This window comes from Wenyingzhuangia sp. IMCC45533, assembly GCF_054111225.1.
This window is the reverse complement of sequence record NZ_CM134197.1, coordinates 2520864-2541944: the sequence shown is the minus strand read 5'-3', so window position 1 is coordinate 2541944 and position 21081 is coordinate 2520864. Positions and strand designations below refer to the sequence as shown.

The window sequence follows — 21081 nt, the reverse complement described above, 5'->3', positions numbered from 1 at the left end:
CTATCAACTCTGTTTTGTATCTTTACGCTATAAATTTAGCAACTATGAGTACGGAAGCCACAGCATTCAAATCTGTATTACCTAATAAAGAAATTACGACCACCAATCCAGGAACTATTCCTGTGGGTAACAAAAAACCAGATTGGCTGCGCGTAAAATTACCTGTAGGTAAAAAATATACGGAACTAAGAGGTTTGGTAGACAAATACAAATTAAACACTATTTGTGCGAGTGGTAGTTGTCCTAATATGGGAGAATGTTGGGGAGATGGAACCGCAACTTTTATGATATTGGGAAATATTTGTACACGTTCTTGCGGTTTTTGCGGTGTTAAAACGGGAAAGCCAGAAACTGTAGAATGGGACGAACCCGAAAAAGTAGCTCGTTCTATTAAAATTATGAAAATTGAACATGCTGTACTCACTTCTGTAGATAGAGATGATTTAAAAGATGGAGGGTCTATTATATGGGCTGAAACCATTGCTGCCGTGCGTAGGGCAAACCCAAATACTACCATGGAAACTTTAATTCCCGATTTTCAAGGAAATACTACGCAGATTGACCGACTGATTAAAGCGGCTCCAGAGGTGATTTCTCATAATTTAGAAACCGTTAGACGTTTGACAAGAGAGGTTCGTATACAAGCACAATACGACAGAAGTCTTGAAGTTTTAAGATACTTAAAGGAAAAGGGACAACGAAGAACCAAGTCAGGAATTATGCTTGGCTTGGGAGAAAAGAAAGAAGAAGTTTTTGAGAGTTTGAGAGATCTTGCTAACGTAAATGTTGATGTGGTTACTTTGGGTCAGTACTTACAGCCAAGTAAAAAGCATTTACCTGTAAAAGAGTTTATTACTCCAGAATTATTTAAAGAATATGAAGTATACGCGAAATCTTTAGGATTTAAGCACGTGGAAAGCTCTGCTTTAGTTAGATCTTCTTATCACGCAAAAAAACACGTAAATTAATTTTTTGGCATGGTACTTGTAAACTATATAATATATTTAGAAAATATTTTTTTCAAAATTTAGTTTAGTTTAAGTTAGTTTAGGAAAACCTTCAATAAAATTTATTGAAGGTTTTTTTTTATGAGAACTTAACAGATTTTGCCGGGCTTATTTTTGTAATGATAACCGAGGGAATCAACATCATGAATACACATAACAATAGTGTACCTACATTTAATAGAACCACCTGTGAAACGGAAATATGAACTGGAGCAACATGTACGTAGTAGTTTTTGGGATTTAAGGTAATCAACTCAAATTGGTACTGTAAAAATAAAGCCAACAAACCTATTGCGTTTCCTACAAGTAAACCTCTACCGATAATATAGGATGCGTTGTATAAAAAAACTTTTCTTACAGACCAACTACTCGCCCCCATCGTTTTTAAGACTCCTATTAGTTGCGTTTTTTCTAGAATTAAAACCAACAAAGCGGTAATCATATTAATCCCTGCAACCACAATCATAATTACAATAATAATAGCTATGTTTCCATCAAAAAGTTTTAACCATTCAAATATTTGAGGGAATTGCTCAAATAAGTTTTTAGAATCCAAAGTAGCATCAATAGATTGGTATATTTCAGCAGATTTGTTTTCTATTTCCTCAAAATTTTCAACATAAACCTCAAAACCACCTACTTTATCTTCTTTCCATTTATTTAGCTTTTGTACCTGTCTAATATCTCCAATAATTAAATTTTTATCGAACTCGTCAAATCCAGTATCGTATATTCCTGCAATTTTAAAAATCCTCCTTTTAGGCAAATTATTGTTAGTTTCTTTAACAAAAAAAGTATCAAAGTCATCACCTAACATCAACCTCATTCTATCGGATATCTGCTTTGATATGATAACTTCATTTGAAACTTTGCTACCAAATGTAGGCAAATTGCCTTCTAACAAATATTCTTTAAAAAAAGACCAATCATAATCCTTCCCTACTCCTTTGAGTATAATACCTTCAAAATCTGTTTCTGTTCTAATCACTCCAGGTCTTGTCGCAAATACCTGAACGTGTTTAATTCCTGAAACCTGTTTAAAGTCCGGATAAAAATTTTGAGAAATCGAAATAGGAGATTGTGTAGTTTTTGAGTGATTGTTATCAAAATTACTAATGACTATGTGTCCATTGAACCCCGCAACTTTCTCTCTAATTTTTTTTTGTAACCCTACTCCAGTTGCTATAGAAATCAGCATCATTACCATTCCTAACGCAATTGCTGCAATGGCAATTTTTATTATTGGCGATGAAACACTATTTTTATATTCAGTGGACTTTGTTAGTCTATTCGCTATAAATAATTCAAACTTCAAATGGGTATCTCCTTTAAATTGGTTTTCAAAAATACAGTTTTAATTCTTGTATTATTATTCTTTACCTTATTATCCTCTTGTAAGGCTCAAAATAAAAACATAGTTGTCGCTGCCAATCAAACGCAAAATTACTTGCCTTTATTAAAGAATAAAAGAGTTGCGATTGTAGCTAATCAGACTTCGGTCATTTTTAAATCGGATAGTAGTTACACGCATTTGGTAGATTCTTTAATCCACTTAAAAATTGATATTCAAAAAGTTTTTTCTCCTGAACACGGTTTTAGAGGCAAAGCAGATGCTGCGGAACATGTGGCCAACGGTATTGATAAAAAAACAAATCTTCCCATTATATCCTTGTATGGAAACCACAAAAAACCTAAAACTTCTGATTTAAAAAACTTAGACGTGGTAGTTTTTGATATCCAAGATGTAGGGGTTCGATTTTATACTTACATCTCTACTTTACATTACGTGATGGAAGCTTGTGCAGAAAACAATATTCCATTAATTGTTTTTGATAGACCCAACCCTAATGCGCATTATGTAGATGGTCCTATATTAAACCCTAACTACAGTTCTTTTGTGGGTAAACATCCTATACCTCTTGTATATGGTATGACCATTGGTGAGTATGCAAAAATGATTAACGGTGAGAAGTGGTTAAAGGAAAAGGTACATTGTGATTTAACCGTGATTAAATTAAAAAACTATCATCACCAATTGTCTTATCATTTGCCTATCAGACCTTCCCCTAATTTGCCTAATGACAAAGCTATCAACCTATACCCTAGTTTAGGTTTCTTCGAAGGAACTCCCATAAACGCTGGTAGAGGAACTGAACATCAATTTCAACAGTACGGAAGCTCATTGTTCCCAAAATCTGATTTTAGCTACGTACCCAAATCTAATTTTGGTAGTAAATATCCTAAAGATCAAAACAAAAAATGTTACGGGGTAAATTTGAGAGAAACTCCAAAACTCAACACTGTACAAATTAAGTGGTTGATTGATGCTTACCAAAAGTACCCTAAAAAAGAATCATTTTTTGGAAAGACATTTACCATTCATGCTGGAGATATTACTTTAGAAAAACAAATAAAGAGCGGTCTTAGCGCTAAGGAAATTCAATTAAGTTGGAAAAAAGATATTGAAATTTTTTTAAAAATACGATCAAAGTATTTGTGCTACTAATCCAAGCTTATCTTTAATCCCTTAACGGTTATTTTCAAATGTTTTACCTTGGTTACAAAAGAATTTTTAATATGTAACTGTACTTTCCTTATCGCAGGAAACTCATTTAGTACTTTTACAACTTTGTTCATAATGTAAGTATCTTCTATTTCAAAAAAACGATAAGACCCTACGTTTTTTTCTATCAACGCTTTGTCTAATCCTTTCACAAAAGTAAAGGATAATATCAAAAATTCATCTTCAATATTAGCTTCGAAATTTTTGGCAAAAAACTCTTTTTCAGAAATTTCATCAGCATAGCAAAACCCATAAAACTTAGAAGACCTTATCAGCATTTGTTTATTTTCCTTTTTTAAATCTCTCGTTCTTTGGATTTCCGATCATAGGAATTTCTTTTTTTAATGCTTCCACTATATTGAAAGCTGCAGGGCAAATTTCAGAATTTTTCATAGTCAAATCTGTCAATTGAATAAACTTTTTTCTGTTGGTATGAGGATATTCGGAACAAGCCTTAGGACGTGCATCATAAATCATACACATATTATCGCTTTCATCTAAAAAAGTACAAGGTGCAGATTTTAGCACGTAGCAGTCATCTTCATCACGTTCCAAGTAAGTGTCCATAAATTTCTGTTCTTTCATCCTTAAGAACTTTGCAGCTTTTTCTATATCCTTAGGAAAAAACATCGGACTTGTAGTTTTACAACAATTGGCACAAGTTAAACAATTCGTTTTCTGAAATTCTTTATCGTGAAGTTCCTGTACTGTGTAATCTAAATTTTTGGGAGTTCGTTTTTTTAACCTTTTAAAGTAAGAAATATTTTCTTTTTTTAAGTCGTGAACTTTTTTGGGCAACCCTTCAATTATTTCCTGCATTGTTTTACTCATATAGCAAAAATAAAGAAACTAAACTCAACCCATCGTTTTTATCCTACAATAATTAAAAGATGGTTTTTGCTGAAATTTGAGTCTATAAAGTATCCATCTCTAGACAAATTCCAAGTTTTTTTTGAACAAAAAATTGATGTTAGTTACAAGCTACCTATCTCTTTTTTCTATTAGTTACAATCACCATGTGACAATTATCATTTTTCTAAGCCTGTATAGAAAATACATTTGTTTTAGAATATTCGATTATTATATATATGGAAAAACATTCTTTTCACATCCCTGTTATGGGAATTGGCTACACAGCAGATAGCCCTCTCAAAGTTGCTGTATACGGAATAGATTCTGTAATATCACTTGTAGATGATATTTTGCTCGAAAAACTCCGAAAATATCACAGCCTAAAAAACGATATATCGTACATGGAAATTACCAGTAACGTTTTTGATTATAGAGCTCTGAGAATTACTAAGTACCTAGATACCATTCATCATTTAATTCAAGATAAAATAACCAAACTTAAAAATACAAACACCTTAAAGTGCCATAGAGTTAAAGATTTTATTAAGCATCTCCCAGACACATCTGAGCTTAAATTGAGGTTGAATAACAGCAACGATATTGAAGAAATTAGAGGTTTAATTAGACAGAATCTGAAACCTGGAAGTATTGATGTTAACATTATGACCAAGGTTGATAAAGTAAATTTTGGAAACGATGGTGTTTTACCTATTGAATATAATGATGCTCATGCAGCTCTTAGAGGTTTTGCCAATTCTAAAATTAGCTCTTCGGTTGTATTTTCTGCTGGGTTGAATCCTAAACTTTATAATTATTTGGAATCTTTTGATGATTTTTATCCTGATAAGGATGGAATTTTTAAGAAGAAAATTATTTTAAAAGTTAGCGATTATAGATCTGCGATTGTCCAAGGGAAATATCTTGCAAAAAAGGGTTTATGGGTTTCTGAATATAGAATTGAATCAGACTTAAATTGTGGAGGACACGCTTTTGCCACCAACGGTTATTTGATAGGACCTGTTTTAGAGGAGTTCAAACAAAACAAAGAACACCTTTACCATACTACTTATGAGTTGTATAGCAATGCGCTACTTAAAAAACTCAAAAACAACACGCTATTACCTGAGTTAAAAATTACTGCTCAAGGAGGTGTAGGAACTTATAAAGAACATCAATTTTTATTAGAGCACTACCAATTAAACTCAGTAGGCTGGGGATCTCCTTTTTTACTTGTTCCTGAAGTGACTTCTGTTGACCAAAACACTTTAAATCAATTAGCCGATACCAACGAAAAAGATCTCTATCTGAGTGATATTTCGCCATTAGGAGTAAGATTTAACAACTTAAAAGGAAACACTAAAGATTTAAAAAAAGCTGAAAACATTCACAAAAACAGACCTGGTAGTGCTTGTCCTAAAAAGCATGTGGCCTTGAACACCGAGTTTAAAAAAGAAGGTTTGTGTACGGCCTCTATAGAATACCAATATTTAAAAATCAATCAAATCAACGGAGATATTAAATTAAATGCAAATCAAAAAAAGGCACAAATAAATAAGATTACTGAAAAGTCTTGTATTTGTGTAGGGTTGGGTACTTCTGCACTTTTGAAATACGATATTGAAACTAAAAAAGAAGGAGATGGTGTTTCTGTATGTCCTGGTCCCAACCTGGCATATTTCAATAAAAAGATAAGTTTATCTCGTATGACAGACCACATCTATGGAAAAACTAATATTATCAGTGTCAAAAATAGACCTAATATGTTTCTTAAGGAACTGAGTATGTATCTTGATTATTTTGTAGAGCAAATCAAAGGTATTAATAACGATAGTACTCCTCAGCAAACAAAAGTTTTGATTAGTTTTTCCAATAATCTTCTAAAAGGAATTAAATACTATCAAAATTTGTTCAGAGATCAATGGTTCAAATTAGTTGAAAATCATTCAGATGTGCTAAACGAATTGTCTAACAAATACCTACAGGTAATAAGATTACAAACTCAATTGCAACAAAAATAAGCTGTTATGGATATAGATTTAATTAAAAAATACAATGTTCCTGGTCCTAGGTACACCAGCTATCCCACGGTTCCTTATTGGAATACAAATGACTTTAGACTTCAAACATGGAAAAGTAAACTTTTGGAAACTTATACTAGAACCAATACTACTAATGGAGTTAGCATATATATACATCTCCCCTTTTGCGAAAGTATGTGTACGTTTTGTGGTTGCAACAAACGTATCACTAAAAGACATGAGGTGGAAACTCCTTATATCAATGCAGTGATTAAGGAATGGTCGCTCTATTTAAATTTGTTCGATGAAAAACCTGTTATTAAAGAGCTACACATAGGGGGTGGTACACCCACTTTTTTTGATGCTGATAATTTGAGGTACTTACTGACCTGCATTATCAGTACCTCTAAGTTAGCAGACGACTACGATTTTAGTTTTGAAGGTCATCCTAATAACACCACCAGAGAACATTTACAAACTTTGTATGACTTAGGCTTTAGACGTGTCTCTTTTGGCGTACAAGATTATAATAATGTCATTCAAAAGGCGATACATAGAATTCAACCTTTTGAAAAAGTAAAAAGTGTAACAAAACTAGCTAGAGAAATAGGTTACACTTCTGTGGGACATGATATTATTTACGGTTTACCTTTTCAAACAATCAATCATATCTCTCACACCATAGAGAAAACCAAAGAATTGTTGCCTGATAGAATTTCATTTTATAGCTATGCGCACGTACCTTGGTTAAAAGGGAACGGTCAGAGGGGATATTCCGAAGAAAACTTACCCAATGCAAAAGATAAGTTACTAATGTAAGAAACAGGAAAACAATTACTACTAGAATTTGGATATTCTAATATAGGAATGGATCATTTTGCATTAAAGATAGACTCGTTGTACAAAGCTCTGAAAAATCACACATTACATAGAAATTTTATGGGCTATACCCACACCAAAACCAAAGTTATGGTAGGCTTGGGAGTCTCTTCCATAGGTGATAGTTGGAACGGGTTTTATCAGAATGTAAAAAACATAGAAGAGTATCAAGAATTGGTGAAAAATCAAATATTTCCTATTGCTAAAGGTCATATTCTATCTGATGAGGATTTGATCATTAGACAACATATTTTAAATCTCATATGTCACTATCAAACAAAATGGGATACTGATAATCATTGTGGAAAAACTTTGGAAAAAGCACCTTTAAAAATGTATCCATTGGTTAAAGACGGGCTTGTTACCATCTCCAACTCTCATATAAAAGTCACATCAAAAGGAAAACCTTTTGTTAGAAATATCTGTATGGCGATAGATCAATACTTATCCCCATGTAATCAAGTACGATTTTCTAAAACGGTTTAATATTTCAAATATTCAATTTTGTTTAAACTCCAAAGGTTTGGAGTTTAAACAATCCTCCATTAATTAAAAAAAGCTTTTTTTCTCAAGTGACCAATAATTGATTGGTCTAAAACTGTTGGACTTAATTTCAACAAATTGCCTATCGTTTGTAAAAAGATACTGATAAACTCCAAAAGCAAAGCAACTACCAAATTCTGCATAGTAAAGAAAATAGAATTGACTTACTTTATAAACCATCTTCGACTTAGCGTTCTTAATAAAACTTAAGTAGAGCGCTTAGAAAACTATCCAATTTGATATGTGGGTCCTTGTACTATTCGTCTTTACCCCTTTTATGCCTAATTTATAATTTTCACAATATTAGGTTAGAAAAAAGGACTTTTTTAATCCTAAAAAAAGCCTCCTCATTCATTTTTTTCAATCTCAGTACTCTTTGTCGTTTAGTTTTGTCCGTAACAAACAGTAATTGTTATAGTCCCTTATTTATTTTACCCCTAATATTTAGAGCAGCCACTTTAAACTTTTAAAATGAGTTTTAAGTGGCTATACTATTTTACGTAGAAAACTATTATAAAACCTAAATCTACCATCATTATTCTTTATTCCATAAAAAACCCGTTTTAAGGATGAAAAAGGCTCCTTAGCAACTTTTTGAAATTTTAAAAACCATTTGCAGTGTACTTTTAGAGTAGGAAAAGAAAAAAGAGAAGCAGATATCTCTATAAAAAACGAAACGTATAAGTTCTTTAGTTTTTTTAGTTTGTAATGAATTTTAAATCTTTTTGAATTTCATGTTACTTAGACCTTTATTCCATAAAGGAATTTGTTCTAAAATGATTTTACTGTTAAATGCTATGAAAAGGAAAATTTAACTGCAAAAATTGCTATGAAAAAGAAAAAACACTATTAATTGCTGTGAAAGAGAATTAGTAACTGTGTTTAAAAAAAATTGCTATGAAAAAGTTTAATTATTGGTAAATAAATTTCATAAAATTGCTATGAAAAATATATTTAACCAACCAATAGCTACACTTTTGATAAAGTTTGTTTAGTTGTTTGTACAGTCTTTTTACATCTCATGTTTAAGTGACCGATTGTCAAATATATAAAGAGAGATTAGTTTCATTACTAATTTCTCTTTTAACAAACTAGTCTAAAAAAATTATATCATTATAAAATTTTAATGAATATGATTCCAAAGTTTGCTGAAAAATGGACACAACCAGAATCGTTATCGATCAACGATTACAAAATTCTGAATGAAGCTTTAGAAATATATAAAAGTATTACCTATAAGCCCATTTCCGTATCTAAGGAATTGGCGGGGGCTTGTTATCATTTTAAATGTAAAGCTTTTATTCCGCCATCAGAAGTGAGTTGGATAGCCATTGTTGAGGTATACATACCTTTAAAAGGAAGTCCATATATTACTGGAATCACCAGAACTTAGAAAAAATATTGTTTACTAACCCCATATAAACCAAAATATTTTTGCTATGAAAAAAACTAACTTAACAAACAAAAGCTTTAACAGCTTAAAAAAGGAACTTTTCCAGAAAGTACTAAACAATCAACAATTAGAAAAAATTATTGGAGGTCCTGATGATAGAGGAACAAGGCCTAGCCCAAGCTATCCACACACCTAATAAAATAAAAAGCTTTATGGTATTTGTATCATAAAGCTTTTTTTAAATACATTTATAGTATCAACCCAATTCATATAAATGTTCTATAAAAAATTAGTTTTTTTTATTTTATTTGTCTTTTCCTTTAAAGTTTTTTGCGCATCTAAAGTAGACTCCATTATCCATAAAAAAAGGGAGCAATATATCCATTTATATAATTTCAAAGAAGCATCCGATTTTTTTTTAAACAAGCAATGGGATTCCACTTTAGTACATTCAATGAAACAATTGAATTTAAAAAAGAATTCAAAAGACATCCTTAACTTTTGTCATTATTATAGAGGGAGTTCTTTCTTACAAAAAAGAATTATCAAAGAAGCTAAAAGAGAATTTTTACTAGTTCATGATACTTTTGAACTAATGGATTACTTATATTTTTCATTAGGTTTGTGTGAGTTAGAATTAAACAACACAAAAAAAGCTATAGAGTATTTTAAAGAATCTGAAAGAATACAGCTTGAGAACAATACTAATATAGTAGGAACTCAAAATAATATCGGTATTGCATATTTGAGACTAAAAAATTACAAACAAGCTGAGATTTACTATCTGAAGAACTTAGAAATCCTCCAATTCTCAGCCAAAAAACAATCAATTGCCAGAGCTTTTGGCAACATTGCTTCTTTATATTATGAACAATACATGGATGACAAAGCCATTATCTACTTTAACAAGGCATACGAACTAGCAAAAGAAACAGATGATTATGGTCTGAAACAAAGTATTGCTAGAAACTTAGCTGTAGTAGAAGAGAACAGAAAAAACTTTGAAAAATCTTTAGCCTACAGAAAAGAACATGAGCAATGGAAAGATTCTCTAAACGATCAAAATAAAATTTGGCAGGTTGCAAAACTAGAAAAAGAATTTGCTGTAAAACAAAAACAGAAAGAGGTGAAAATTTTACAAGCAGAAAATGAAGTGAAAGAGGCCCAGAAAAGAGGATTTATTTATTCTTCTTTAATACTATTCCTTTTGCTCATTGCTTCGGTATACTTTTTCTACGAAAAAGTTAAGACCAACAGAATTATAACTGCGCAAAAAGAAAATCTTAACGAATTAAACGCCACCAAAGACCGTTTATTTTCTATTGTTAGTCACGATTTAAGATCTTCTGTAAACGCATTAAAAAGTAGTAATAGTAAACTTGTTAGTAATCTGCAAAATAACAACTTAAATGAGTTGGATGTTTTATTACACAATAATACTGCTATTGTTAATGGAGCTTATAGTTTGCTAGATAATTTATTGCATTGGGCTTTGTTACAAACCAAACAATCTTATTTTGATATACAGACATTACGCTTATTCGTAATTACGGAGCAAATAGCCTACAATTACACAGCTATCATGGTTGATAAAGGTATTGATTTTGAATTTGGTGTATTGAAAAAAGACAAAGTGTTAGCAGATCAAGAATCACTTAAAATAGTGTTGCGAAATTTAATTGATAACGCCATAAAGTTTACAAACCCTGGTGGCATAATTAAAATATATACACAACAAAATCAACCCAACTACTGTGATTTGGTTGTCGAAGATTCTGGGCAAGGAATGGATGAAAAAACACGTTTAGAATTAATGGTAGACGATGGTAATTTATCTAAAACCAAAAACGAAGAATTATCTGGAACAGGATTGGGACTACAATTGTGCAAGTCTATGATTAAAAAGAACAAGGGTAAATTTTCAATAGAGAGCGAATTAGGTAAAGGAACTAAAATGATCGTTTCTTTAATAAAAGCTTAATCCCCTATTTATTCAGCACCACGATGTACTTAACCTGTTATTTTTTATAACATCTAATTGGTTTAATTGAGTAATATAACATATTTTTAGAGTATGTATTATTCCTTTACATAGATTAGAACTGCATGAAGAAAAATTACCCCCACTATCATCAATATGATTTTATGGATTGCGGGCCTACCTCCTTAAAAATGATATGTAAATATCATGGCAAAAGCGTAGATTTAGCTTACCTCAGAGAGATTTCCTACATCAATGGTGAAGGAACTACTATGGCTGGTATTGTAGATGCTGCTGAAAAAATTGGTTTCTCCACGCTAGGACTTACTGCTAATTTTGATATACTCGCCAACGAGCTCCCACTTCCCTGCATTGTGCATTGGAGAGAAAGACATTATGCGGTTGTATATGAAATAAAAAAGAACAAAGTTATTGTTGGAGATCCTGCCAACTATGATTTGATTACTTACACAAAAGAAGAGTTTTTGGAAGGATGGGGTGTAAAAAGAGAAAACTCTGAAGATGAAGGAGTTGTCCTTTTATTGGAACCTACTCCTGAACTGATAAACGATAAAGAAGATACACAAAAAGACCATCTTTTTAAATTTATATACAGTTACTTAAAACCTCATAAAAGATATGTTTATCATATTCTAGTAGGATTATTCTTTGGAACTATTATTCAGTTTACCTTTCCTTTTTTAACGCAACAAATTGTTGATACAGGTATTAACAAACTCAATTTAAATTTTGTTTACTTAGTTTTAATTGCACAAATCATACTTTTTAGTTCCGAACTAGGGCTTACCGTTTATCGTAATTGGATTGTTTTGCATATTACTAGCAGGATGAATCTGAGGATGCTTTCCGATTTTATGATCAAGCTCATGAAATTGCCCATAAAATATTTTGATAGTAGAGCCAAAGGAGATATTTTGCAAAGGATAGAAGACAATAACGAAATCCATCAATTTCTGTCAACAACTACCTTAAACGTCCTATTTTCTGCTGTAACACTTTTTGTCTTTTGTTTAATTCTAGCTTATTTTGATATCACACTTTTATTAGTCTTTACTATTGGATCTATCTTTTATGTAAGTTGGATTAGGTTGTTTATGAAAAAAAGATCTGAAATGAACTTTAGGCATTTTGATCAAAAAAGTAAAAATAAAAATACCACCATTGAGTTAATTAGTGGAATGCAAGAAATTAAACTGAATGGATCTGAGCAAAGACGTAGATGGGACTGGGAATCTTTGCAAGCCAGAATGTTTAAACTCGATATGAGAAGCATGGCCATAGATCAAAGTCAAAATGAGGGAGGTCGTTTTATAGATCAAATTAAAAACGTTACTATTACCTTTATCGCTGCTAAGGCTGTTATTAACGGAACAATGACTTTAGGTACTATGCTTTCCGTACAATATATTATTGGCCAAATGAATGTACCCATCCATAATTTTCTAGGTTTTATTAGAGACTATCAAGATGCTCGACTAAGTTTGCTAAGACTCAATGAAATTCATCAAAAAAAGAATGAAGAACCTTTAGAAAATTCTTATATCAACGAACTCTCTTCTGATAAATCTTTATCATTAAAAAATTTGAGTTATAGATATGGCAGTTCGGCTTCTAAAATGGTATTAAATAATGTTAATATTCATATTCCAGAAGGAAAAACAACAGCTTTAGTTGGAGCTAGTGGTAGCGGAAAAACTACCCTTTTAAAATTACTATTACAGTACGATACACCTACCGAGGGTGAAATTCTAGTGGGTAATTATAATCTAAACCAAATGGGAAACCATTTTTGGAGATCGAATTGTGGGGTTGTTATGCAGGACGGTCATATTTTTTCTGATACCATCGCTCGTAACGTGAGTGAATCTGACATTGAAGGAAAAACGAATAGAAAAAACTTAATGCTGGCAGCCCACACCGCCAACATACACGAGTTTGTTGAAGAGTTACCTAATGGATATAGTACTAAAATAGGAAGTAATGGTATTGGTTTAAGTGGAGGGCAGAAGCAGAGGATATTAATTGCAAGGGCTGTCTACAAAAATCCAGAGTACATCTTTTTTGATGAAGCAACTTCGGCCTTAGATGCCAATAACGAGGTAACTATTATGAAAAATTTAGATAACTTTTTTAAGGGTAAAAACAACAAAACAGTGGTAGTCGTTGCTCACCGACTTAGTACTGTTAAAAATGCAGACCAAATTATAGTGTTGGATAGGGGTAAAGTTGTAGAGCAGGGAAATCACAAAGAATTGGTGGCCTTAGAAGGGCACTACTACACATTGGTGAAAAATCAATTAGAATTGGGTTCATAAATTAAAAAAATGCCAAATAATCAGGAAAAAAAATATTATTACAGTGAGTCCGTAAGGGATTATTTATCTTTGATTCCTAGCAAGGCCTACACTTACTCCCATGTAATGATTTGTGCTATAGTGTTAGCTCTTATTGCTATTACATTTGTAGTACAATATCCTGCTGTAGTGGTTGCCGACTGCCATATAGTTAGCAAAACGCATCCCAAACCCTTGATTACTAAAATCGATGGTAGAATTGCTCAAATCAACATCAAAGACGGAGATGCCGTCCAAAAAAATGACGTATTGGCTTATATTGAAAGTACGGCCAAACACAGCGAAGTGCTTTTTTTGGAAAAAGAGCTTAGAAATATCAATCAGGTTCTAAATTCAACTAAAGACTATAGCTACTTAAAAAGTAATTTGTTATCTCCTTTTAGGGAGTTGGGGGAAATTCAGTCACAATATCAAAACTTTCAGAAAACCTATATAGAAACGGTTTCACTCTTTTCAAATGGTTATTATCAAAAGCAATTAGATATACTCAATAAAGAAATTGTACAACTAAATAATATTGTTAGTAGCCTAAAGCAACAGCTAATTTTATTGAACAGAAATACGGAACTACAGAGTGAAAAATTTGTTATAGATAAAAAAATATACGACAAGGAGATTATCTCTAAATACAAAATTTTAGAAATAGAAAGTGAGTTTTTAAACAATCAATTGCCTTTGAAAAACATTGAGGCTGTCTTAGCGACAAATTTGCTTGAAATTCAGGAAAAACAAAGAGAAATTCTCGCTTTGCAAAAATTGAACATTGACCAGAAAGAACTTTTTAAACAATCGTTAAATGTACTTTTAAGCGCAATTGCTAATTGGAAAAGTATCTATATGCTACTGGCTCCTGTTGATGGTACCGTTATTTTTACCGACATACTACAAAATCACCAAAAAATTACCAAAAACACAGAGCTTATGTATGTTTTAGGCTTAGAAGAAAATTATGTTGGTACCTTGCAGATACCTCAAAACAACTTTGGAAAAGTAAAAATCAATCAAAAAGTGTACGTAAAATTTAAAGGATATCCCTTTCAAGAGTATGGAGCCGTGAAAGCTAAGGTTCACTCCATAGCCAAAATCGCTAAATCTCAAAACGGCATGTTTACCGCCACTGTTGAACTCTCTAATCAAAATACGACGACCAATCATTCTGTCTTAAATTTTAGAAATGGAATGCAAGCTCGTGCAGAAATTATAACTGAAGATATGAGATTGATAGAACAGATTTTTTACACATTGAGAGAAATATTAGATATAAAATAAGCATAACCCTTTGTTCGCAAAGTCGAACTCAAACGCATAAAATTTTAGATAAATGGATAACATAAGAGTATTGGTAATAGAAGATACGAAAACTGAGAGTGATAGATTGATAAAAACGTTAGAAGAAAATAATTTTACCGTGGTGGCTTTAGCTACCAATCTTCAAGATGCCTTAAAACTTTTTTATAAAGAAAAAATAGATATTGTGATTGCTGATATTTTTCTGGATGGTAATCCTGACGGAATTATATTTGCTGAAACGATTAATATTGTTCCTAATTCATCTAAACCTGTAGTGTTTTTAACTTCATCTACAGATAAAAAAATATTCGAGAGAGCTAAGCTTACGCAACCTTTTAGTTATTTGATAAAACCTTTCAACGAACTAGAAATATTATATTCTATAGAAACTGCGGTAGAAAAGTTTTATAAACAAGATGATGTATTTTTCAATGAAGAAGAGGATACTGTCATCGGTAAAGAATATCTATTTATAAAAAAGGGGAAGTCTTTAAAGAAGGTATTGATTTCCGAAATTATTTATGTAGAAGTCGAGGAAAAATACTGTAACATCATTACAAAAAAAGAAAAGTTTGTGATTCTGATCTCGTTAAAAAAGATTTTAGAATTTTTAGGAAATGATCGTTTCAGCAGAACCCATAGAAACTTTATTGTGAATACTGAAAAAATAATGGAAATTGTTCCTGCCGACAATCTAATATTACTAGAAGGGGGTTACAAAGCTACCTTAAGCGACAACTACAAAGACATTACTAAAAAAGTGAGAACGTTAAGGTAGGTTCTACATTATTGTTAAGTAAATACCCACAAGACAACTTTTAATTCTAAATATATACTACCTCATTACATTATTTTAAATAACAGCTCTACCTAAACTATATCTTTAATTGAAAATTAAAACTAATATTAAAGTATTTTACTCAAAAAATTCACTAACCCAAAATATTTTTGCTATGATTACAATCCCCTACTTTCAATTATCGGTATTAAGTTTATGTGATACTGTTGAACATGATGAAGATGTTTTAGTTTGTAGAATTACAAACATTAACGGAAAGAAGCAAGAACAAGCTTCATTCCCATTCAACGAAAATGTAGAAATTTCTACTCCTGAATATCCTGAAGGATCAATTTATTCTATACCTACTTGGTATGTATCCAACGATAAAGATTTAAAAGATGCTAGTTACGAATTAGAAATATACTCTACTAAAACTAAAGATTTCCCTGTATATAACTTAACTCTCAAAGCATCTGAATTAGTAAACGATTTCAGCAGTAAAACTGAGATTTGCCAAAACGGCTCTTATGTTCTTTATGCTGAGAGCAAAGTGCATTCTGAAGGTGTTAGTTTAACACTAACCGCAAAAATAGCACAACCCCAACTACAAGCAGTATAATCTGTTTAGCTTTCAAACAAAAAACTCTTTATATGTACGATATAAAGAGTTTTTTTTTGGACTATGCTTATAAACCAATAAACCTTATTTATTCCACCAACTTTTTAGTAGCAAGTTATCTTTTTGAGAAAGATTCTTGTTGGTGGAAATTTCTATATCTGGATACCACATAGTTTGAGGAATTGTACTTTCATCTGATAAACTAGACAAGTCTGAAACTTTCAAATTACCAATCGTATAATTAGGGGGTTCTCCTTTTTTTATTACTTCTGGATATCCTGTTCGAAGCTGTTCAAAGTAAGCTTCTATGTTGTTTACGTAAGCCAACGAAGCCCACTTTTGAATCATAACTTGCCTTATATTATTTTCTATAATAGGATCGTTTGAGTAAGTATACGCTCCTTGTATTAAAACATTGGCATCGGATACAGAAAGACCATAGTTTGTAAATGACGCTCTAATCCCATTGTCATAACTCTGTTTAGCATTTAAACCATTATTAAATCTTAATTGAGCCTCGGCTTTTAAAAAATTACTTTCTGCAACCGTGAAAAAGAATACTGGATGAATTGCACTAAAATTTAGCACCGCCAATTCTCCCCCTGAGCTGGATCTGTGAGCTCCTTGATCTAAACCTATAAACTCTGTGTTGCCATTTACCAATCGATACACTTTTGATATTCGGGGATCGTTGTTGTTTTTATAAAACATCAGTAAAGAATTACTAGCACAATGGTTAACCCCATTTAATTCGCCTAGTTGTACATCTGCAAATGGATTACGTTTATTGGTGATATCCTCGTAAACATCAAACTTAATATCCCGACTGACAAAATTATCCTCAGACAAAAGTTTCATAACCTCAGTAGAATTAGCCTGTGGTGTTGAAGATATTCTAATCAATAGTTTTAATTTTAAAGTGTTGGCAAATCTTAACCACTCGTTCATATCCCCCTTTAATATAATATCTTGATTTTTATTACTTAACTCATTGGGATTTTTTTCATAAGTCTCCATAGCTTCATCTACCGACAAAAGCAAGTCTTTGTATATATTCTCTTGACTTACAACTTTCAAATTTAAATCTGATAATCCTTTTAGTTTTTTGGCATAAGGTATATCTCCATGCAAATCTGTTAGCAACTGAAAGATATAAACCCTTAACAACATCGCTATGGTAAAGGTAGCGCTGTCATTTTCTTTCTTAGACTCATCAATTACGTGGTCTAAATCCTTTATTCCACCTACATAAGCTTCTAGCCAAAACCTATTCGTAAAATTTTGTGGTACGTTATAAGATTCAATCTCCAGATACTGTGTACCTCCTGGTGCTTGTGTGTGGTATTGGGCCATAAAACCACCGTAGTTCGTTAAAAATCCTCCCATTAAAGTTGCTATGGAAGATTGTGCTGCAGTTAATACCGAAGATTTATCTACCTCCCTAGGAAGATTTGGATTTTCATTAATATCCAGATCGTTGGTACAAGATCCTAAAGTCAAAAGGGATAATATGTATGTAAGTTTCTTTAATAGTTTCATAAATGTAAACTTTAATTAAAGGCTAGCTTTTAAACTAAAACTGATGCTTTTAGTATTAGGGGTTAAAGAAAATTCTCCAAACTGTCCTCGTAAATCAGTTCCAAAACTGGATGATTCAGGATCAATAAATTTGTTTTCACTAGGAGTCCATAACTTCAAGTTCCTCCCAATAATTGACATCGTTAGTTCTTTGATTTTTATAGCTTTAGAAATCAAAATATCTTTTAATTTATATTTTAACACAACCTCCCTTAATTTAACAAAAGACTTGTCTATTACTTCATTTCTATTTTGGGAATCGGAATCATACAAAAAAAATAAATTGCCACTAGAAACTGAAGTATTGTTATCTGTGTAAGTAATATTCCCATCAGCACCTATGACTTCTTGAACCGAATTAGGTACCAAAAAGGGTTCTCTATTATCTTCAGTTGTTACGATAGAATTTCCAGTAAATCGAGTAATGTGAGCTGTTCTAGTGTACATTAAACCTCCCTGCTTAGTATCTAAAGTAAAACTAAATGATAGGTTTTTATATGCAAAAGTATTGGTTAAGCCCATGGTGTAGTCGTACTGGGTATTTCCAAAAACTTCCTTTTCCGCAGCAACTTTGGGAATTCCAAATCTATCTACAATAATGGCACCATCTGGAGACCTTTTAGGTACATTTCCTTCAATCAGCCCTATTTTTTCACCCTCTTTTATAATTAAATTAGTAGTTCCTGTTCCAGTAAGAATTACCTTATCTAGTCTACCATCCAACTCTTCTAAAACACTATTAGACACCGTGTAGTTAGCAGCAGTGCTCCAGCTAAAACCATGATAATTACGTAACCAATTAACATTTAAAGACACTTCAAGTCCCTCATTACTTATGGTTCCGACATTAGCTATTTGATGACTAAAACCTGTGGTTGGTGCTAGAGGCAATGGTAAAATTTGATCCTTGGTTAGTGCATAATAATACGTAAAATCTAATCCTAATCTGTTATTCAAAAACCATAGTTCTGTTCCCAACTCCAACTCCTGTCGTCTCTCGGCTTTCAAATTTAAATTCTCTGCTCGGTCGCTTAGCTCATAACTCGATATTCCATTCAATGGGAAATTTAATCTCCTAAATCCTTGGTTATCTACAGAAGTGGGTAAAAACTCTGAGAACACATTATAAGGATTGGTACTTAAACCTGTTTCTCCATAACCTATTCTTAATTTACCGTAATTAAGTATGTTCTGTGTATTTTTAAAAGTTTCCGTAAAAATCCACGACGAATTGATTCCCCCATACAGAACAGATCTATTTTTTTTGGGTAGTGTAGAATTCCAATCGTTTCTAAGGTTAGCTGTTATAAATAACCGATTATTATAACTTATCGTTGTACTCGCAAACAAACCATACAATAATCTTTCGCTCAAACCATCTCTCAAATCGTTGTTGGCAGCTAAACTTCTTCCTAAGATTGAATTTCTCCCTATCTCGGGAGTATTTACAGAATTATTTAACGAATAATATCCAAAAATATCTTGTGTAGTTACAGATGCACTACTTACATCGTTTTTAACTTCGTTTACATTTAAACCTATGGTGGTAGTTGTCGATATTTTTTTTGTGTGATTTTTCTCTAAGTTGATGGTAAAGTCGTGGTTGTTTTGGCGTACCATAATATTGGCTTCTGCATAAAAACCATCATCGTTTACCCTTGAGAAGTTTGGACTTCCTTCAGTAGGTTTTACTCTGGCCGAAAAACTAGTTACGTTCTGGCTATTGTGATCCAAACCAAAGTGATATTTGAAAGTAATCAGGTCGTTTAATTTATAGTCTAAAAATAAAGCCCCGTAAAATCTATTTTCTTTTAACGTTGCTCCTCTGTACTTTAATGCAAAATATGGATTTATTGCAAAGGGAGTAAAATAGTTACTTACCGTATTATAAGGATTGTCAAGGTCCGACAAACTATTAACATCAATGTCTACTGGAATTTGTATTACACTATTAATTACGGAAAAACGCTCCCCTCCAGGCACTGATTTTCCATCTATCTTTACATAATTAATATTTCCTCCAAAATTTATTTTGCCAACCTGCGTACTAAACGCTCCACTTATAGTATTTCGATCGTGAGTGTCGTAATTTCCTGGGTTGATACCATCTGAGTTGACGTTTGAAAAAGATAATTTACCATAGCTCGTATCATTACCACCATATAGAGATATGCTTTGTGCAACGTCAATACCAGTTTCATAAAATTCTTTTATCTGATTTTTTTGAGCAGAAAATCTTTTGGATTGCTGTACTCCATCAACAGTATTTCCCCATTTTAAATCTTGATTATTTAAACTTTCACCCCAAGATACATTTTCTGACAACGAAGGCTGACCAAAGAAACCTTGACCGAACGTATTTTGATATTTAGGTGCTTTTAAAATATTGGAAAATGAAACTGTAGAGCTAACATCTACAGACAACTTATTTTTTTCTCCTTTTTTAGTGGTGATATTGATGAGTCCATTCGCTGCTCTTGATCCATATACTGCAGTTTCTGATGCTCCCTTGACTACCGTTAAAGTTTCTATATCCTCTACATTAATACCATCAATTCCTCTACCAAAGTTAAATGAATCTGTAAAATCTCCACTAAAAACAGAATAATTGTTTAGAGGTACTCCATCAACAACTATTAATGGCTGATTAGAACTACTCAAAGAATTGATACCTCTTAACAGAATACCAGAAGAGGATCCTGGTGAAGAAGAAGCGCTAGTAATATTTGCCCCTGGAACTTTACCTTTTAAGGAATTTGATAAATTAGAAGCTGCTGGGTGATTAAGATTTTCGCTATTAATAGTAAATGTCGAAGTTCCTAAAGATTTTTTTTCTCTTTTTATACCAAAACCAATAACAACAACCTCCTCTAAAGTACTAACTTCTTTTTCCAAAACAATAGTAAGATAGTTGCTATCTCTCACCTCTAGTTCCTTAGTTTTATAACCTAAAAACCTAAACGACAGAACGCTACCTTTTTCTGCTGTTAAACGAAACTTTCCTTTGTCATTAGTAACCGTTTTTTGGCTGCTTTTTTCATTTAAAATGGTCGTGTACGGTAGTATTTCTCCTTCATTATTTTTTACTTCTCCGCGTATGTTGAGCGTTTCTTGAGAAAAAGACAATGTGTTAATTAGCAATATTAAAATCAATAAATGTAGCTTGCCTTGCATTTGATATATTTATTTTTATAAAAATAAG

The 21081-nt window shown here is 32.1% G+C and carries 15 protein-coding genes and 1 pseudogene; 11 read left to right on the top strand and 5 right to left on the bottom strand.

Features of this window, described 5'->3' with window-relative positions:
- Nucleotides 1-44: 44 nt before the first annotated feature.
- Nucleotides 45-968 carry a lipoyl synthase gene (gene lipA, locus ACXGQW_RS11310; protein WP_457822926.1) on the top strand — a complete coding sequence of 308 codons (924 nt, stop codon included), beginning with the start codon at nucleotides 45-47 and terminating at the stop codon, nucleotides 966-968.
- A 118-nt stretch (nucleotides 969-1086) separates the two neighbouring features.
- Here lipA and ACXGQW_RS11305 read toward each other — a convergent pair whose 3' ends face one another.
- Entirely contained in the window at nucleotides 1087-2322 is a 1236-nt protein-coding gene (locus ACXGQW_RS11305) for an ABC transporter permease (protein WP_457822925.1), read from the bottom strand.
- On the opposite strand from ACXGQW_RS11305, the gene ACXGQW_RS11300 reads away from it, so the two are divergent.
- A complete protein-coding gene (locus ACXGQW_RS11300; RefSeq protein WP_457822924.1) occupies nucleotides 2323-3513 on the top strand; it encodes an exo-beta-N-acetylmuramidase NamZ family protein in 1191 nt (396 codons plus the stop codon).
- Here the strand turns inward: ACXGQW_RS11300 and ACXGQW_RS11295 are convergent.
- Nucleotides 3510-3848 (bottom strand): hypothetical protein, encoded by a 339-nt coding sequence (locus ACXGQW_RS11295; RefSeq protein WP_457822923.1) that lies wholly within the window; start codon nucleotides 3846-3848, stop codon nucleotides 3510-3512. The genes ACXGQW_RS11300 and ACXGQW_RS11295 overlap by 4 nt on opposite strands.
- Before the next feature lie 4 nt (nucleotides 3849-3852).
- A complete protein-coding gene (locus tag ACXGQW_RS11290; protein WP_457822922.1) occupies nucleotides 3853-4389 on the bottom strand; it encodes a YkgJ family cysteine cluster protein in 537 nt (178 codons plus the stop codon).
- Nucleotides 4390-4658: 269 nt separating this feature from the next.
- Here ACXGQW_RS11290 and ACXGQW_RS11285 point away from each other — a divergent pair, with 269 nt between their 5' ends.
- From ACXGQW_RS11285 to ACXGQW_RS11245, 9 genes and pseudogenes are all read left to right on the top strand, one after another.
- A complete protein-coding gene (locus tag ACXGQW_RS11285; protein ID WP_457822921.1) occupies nucleotides 4659-6440 on the top strand; it encodes a hypothetical protein in 1782 nt (593 codons plus the stop codon).
- A gap of 6 nt (nucleotides 6441-6446) precedes the next feature.
- Nucleotides 6447-7805, top strand: a pseudogene (gene hemN / locus ACXGQW_RS11280) (oxygen-independent coproporphyrinogen III oxidase).
- Between the two features lie 1189 nt (nucleotides 7806-8994).
- Nucleotides 8995-9255, top strand: a complete 261-nt coding sequence (locus ACXGQW_RS11275) for a hypothetical protein (protein ID WP_457822920.1) — start codon at nucleotides 8995-8997, stop codon at nucleotides 9253-9255.
- 46 nt (nucleotides 9256-9301) lie between these two features.
- Nucleotides 9302-9451, top strand: coding sequence for a hypothetical protein (locus ACXGQW_RS11270; RefSeq protein ID WP_457822919.1), 150 nt, complete (start codon nucleotides 9302-9304; stop codon nucleotides 9449-9451).
- A gap of 258 nt (nucleotides 9452-9709) precedes the next feature.
- The gene (locus ACXGQW_RS11265; RefSeq protein ID WP_457822918.1) at nucleotides 9710-11236 is read left to right on the top strand and encodes an ATP-binding protein; all 1527 of its coding nucleotides are present in this window, start codon (nucleotides 9710-9712) and stop codon (nucleotides 11234-11236) included.
- Nucleotides 11237-11361: 125 nt separating this feature from the next.
- Nucleotides 11362-13572: a peptidase domain-containing ABC transporter gene (locus ACXGQW_RS11260; protein ID WP_457822917.1), complete on the top strand. Its 2211-nt coding sequence runs from the start codon at nucleotides 11362-11364 to the stop codon at nucleotides 13570-13572.
- 9 nt (nucleotides 13573-13581) lie between these two features.
- A complete protein-coding gene (locus tag ACXGQW_RS11255; protein ID WP_457822916.1) occupies nucleotides 13582-14880 on the top strand; it encodes an HlyD family efflux transporter periplasmic adaptor subunit in 1299 nt (432 codons plus the stop codon).
- 52 nt (nucleotides 14881-14932) lie between these two features.
- Nucleotides 14933-15679 carry a LytR/AlgR family response regulator transcription factor gene (locus ACXGQW_RS11250; protein ID WP_457822915.1) on the top strand — a complete coding sequence of 249 codons (747 nt, stop codon included), beginning with the start codon at nucleotides 14933-14935 and terminating at the stop codon, nucleotides 15677-15679.
- Between the two features lie 175 nt (nucleotides 15680-15854).
- Nucleotides 15855-16301, top strand: a complete 447-nt coding sequence (locus ACXGQW_RS11245) for a hypothetical protein (protein ID WP_457822914.1) — start codon at nucleotides 15855-15857, stop codon at nucleotides 16299-16301.
- A gap of 84 nt (nucleotides 16302-16385) precedes the next feature.
- On the opposite strand, the gene ACXGQW_RS11240 is transcribed toward ACXGQW_RS11245, so the two are convergent.
- Nucleotides 16386-17840, bottom strand: a complete 1455-nt coding sequence (locus ACXGQW_RS11240; RefSeq protein WP_457822913.1) for a SusD/RagB family nutrient-binding outer membrane lipoprotein — start codon at nucleotides 17838-17840, stop codon at nucleotides 16386-16388.
- A 15-nt stretch (nucleotides 17841-17855) separates the two neighbouring features.
- Nucleotides 17856-21053: a SusC/RagA family TonB-linked outer membrane protein gene (locus ACXGQW_RS11235; RefSeq protein WP_457822912.1), complete on the bottom strand. Its 3198-nt coding sequence runs from the start codon at nucleotides 21051-21053 to the stop codon at nucleotides 17856-17858.
- Nucleotides 21054-21081: the final 28 nt, after the last annotated feature.

What these genes read in the sequence shown, in the direction of transcription:
- ACXGQW_RS11240 (WP_457822913.1), bottom strand. Translation starts at nt 17,840, where the DNA reads ATGAAACTATTAAAGAAACTTACATACATATTATCCCTTTTGACTTTA.
- lipA (WP_457822926.1), top strand. Translation starts at nt 45, where the DNA reads ATGAGTACGGAAGCCACAGCATTCAAATCTGTATTACCTAATAAAGAA.
- ACXGQW_RS11300 (WP_457822924.1), top strand. Translation starts at nt 2,323, where the DNA reads ATGGGTATCTCCTTTAAATTGGTTTTCAAAAATACAGTTTTAATTCTT.
- ACXGQW_RS11275 (WP_457822920.1), top strand. Translation starts at nt 8,995, where the DNA reads ATGATTCCAAAGTTTGCTGAAAAATGGACACAACCAGAATCGTTATCG.
- ACXGQW_RS11270 (WP_457822919.1), top strand. Translation starts at nt 9,302, where the DNA reads ATGAAAAAAACTAACTTAACAAACAAAAGCTTTAACAGCTTAAAAAAG.
- ACXGQW_RS11255 (WP_457822916.1), top strand. Translation starts at nt 13,582, where the DNA reads ATGCCAAATAATCAGGAAAAAAAATATTATTACAGTGAGTCCGTAAGG.
- ACXGQW_RS11295 (WP_457822923.1), bottom strand. Translation starts at nt 3,848, where the DNA reads ATGCTGATAAGGTCTTCTAAGTTTTATGGGTTTTGCTATGCTGATGAA.
- ACXGQW_RS11290 (WP_457822922.1), bottom strand. Translation starts at nt 4,389, where the DNA reads ATGCAGGAAATAATTGAAGGGTTGCCCAAAAAAGTTCACGACTTAAAA.
- ACXGQW_RS11265 (WP_457822918.1), top strand. Translation starts at nt 9,710, where the DNA reads ATGAAACAATTGAATTTAAAAAAGAATTCAAAAGACATCCTTAACTTT.
- ACXGQW_RS11260 (WP_457822917.1), top strand. Translation starts at nt 11,362, where the DNA reads ATGAAGAAAAATTACCCCCACTATCATCAATATGATTTTATGGATTGC.
- ACXGQW_RS11245 (WP_457822914.1), top strand. Translation starts at nt 15,855, where the DNA reads ATGATTACAATCCCCTACTTTCAATTATCGGTATTAAGTTTATGTGAT.
- ACXGQW_RS11235 (WP_457822912.1), bottom strand. Translation starts at nt 21,053, where the DNA reads ATGCAAGGCAAGCTACATTTATTGATTTTAATATTGCTAATTAACACA.
- ACXGQW_RS11285 (WP_457822921.1), top strand. Translation starts at nt 4,659, where the DNA reads ATGGAAAAACATTCTTTTCACATCCCTGTTATGGGAATTGGCTACACA.
- ACXGQW_RS11250 (WP_457822915.1), top strand. Translation starts at nt 14,933, where the DNA reads ATGGATAACATAAGAGTATTGGTAATAGAAGATACGAAAACTGAGAGT.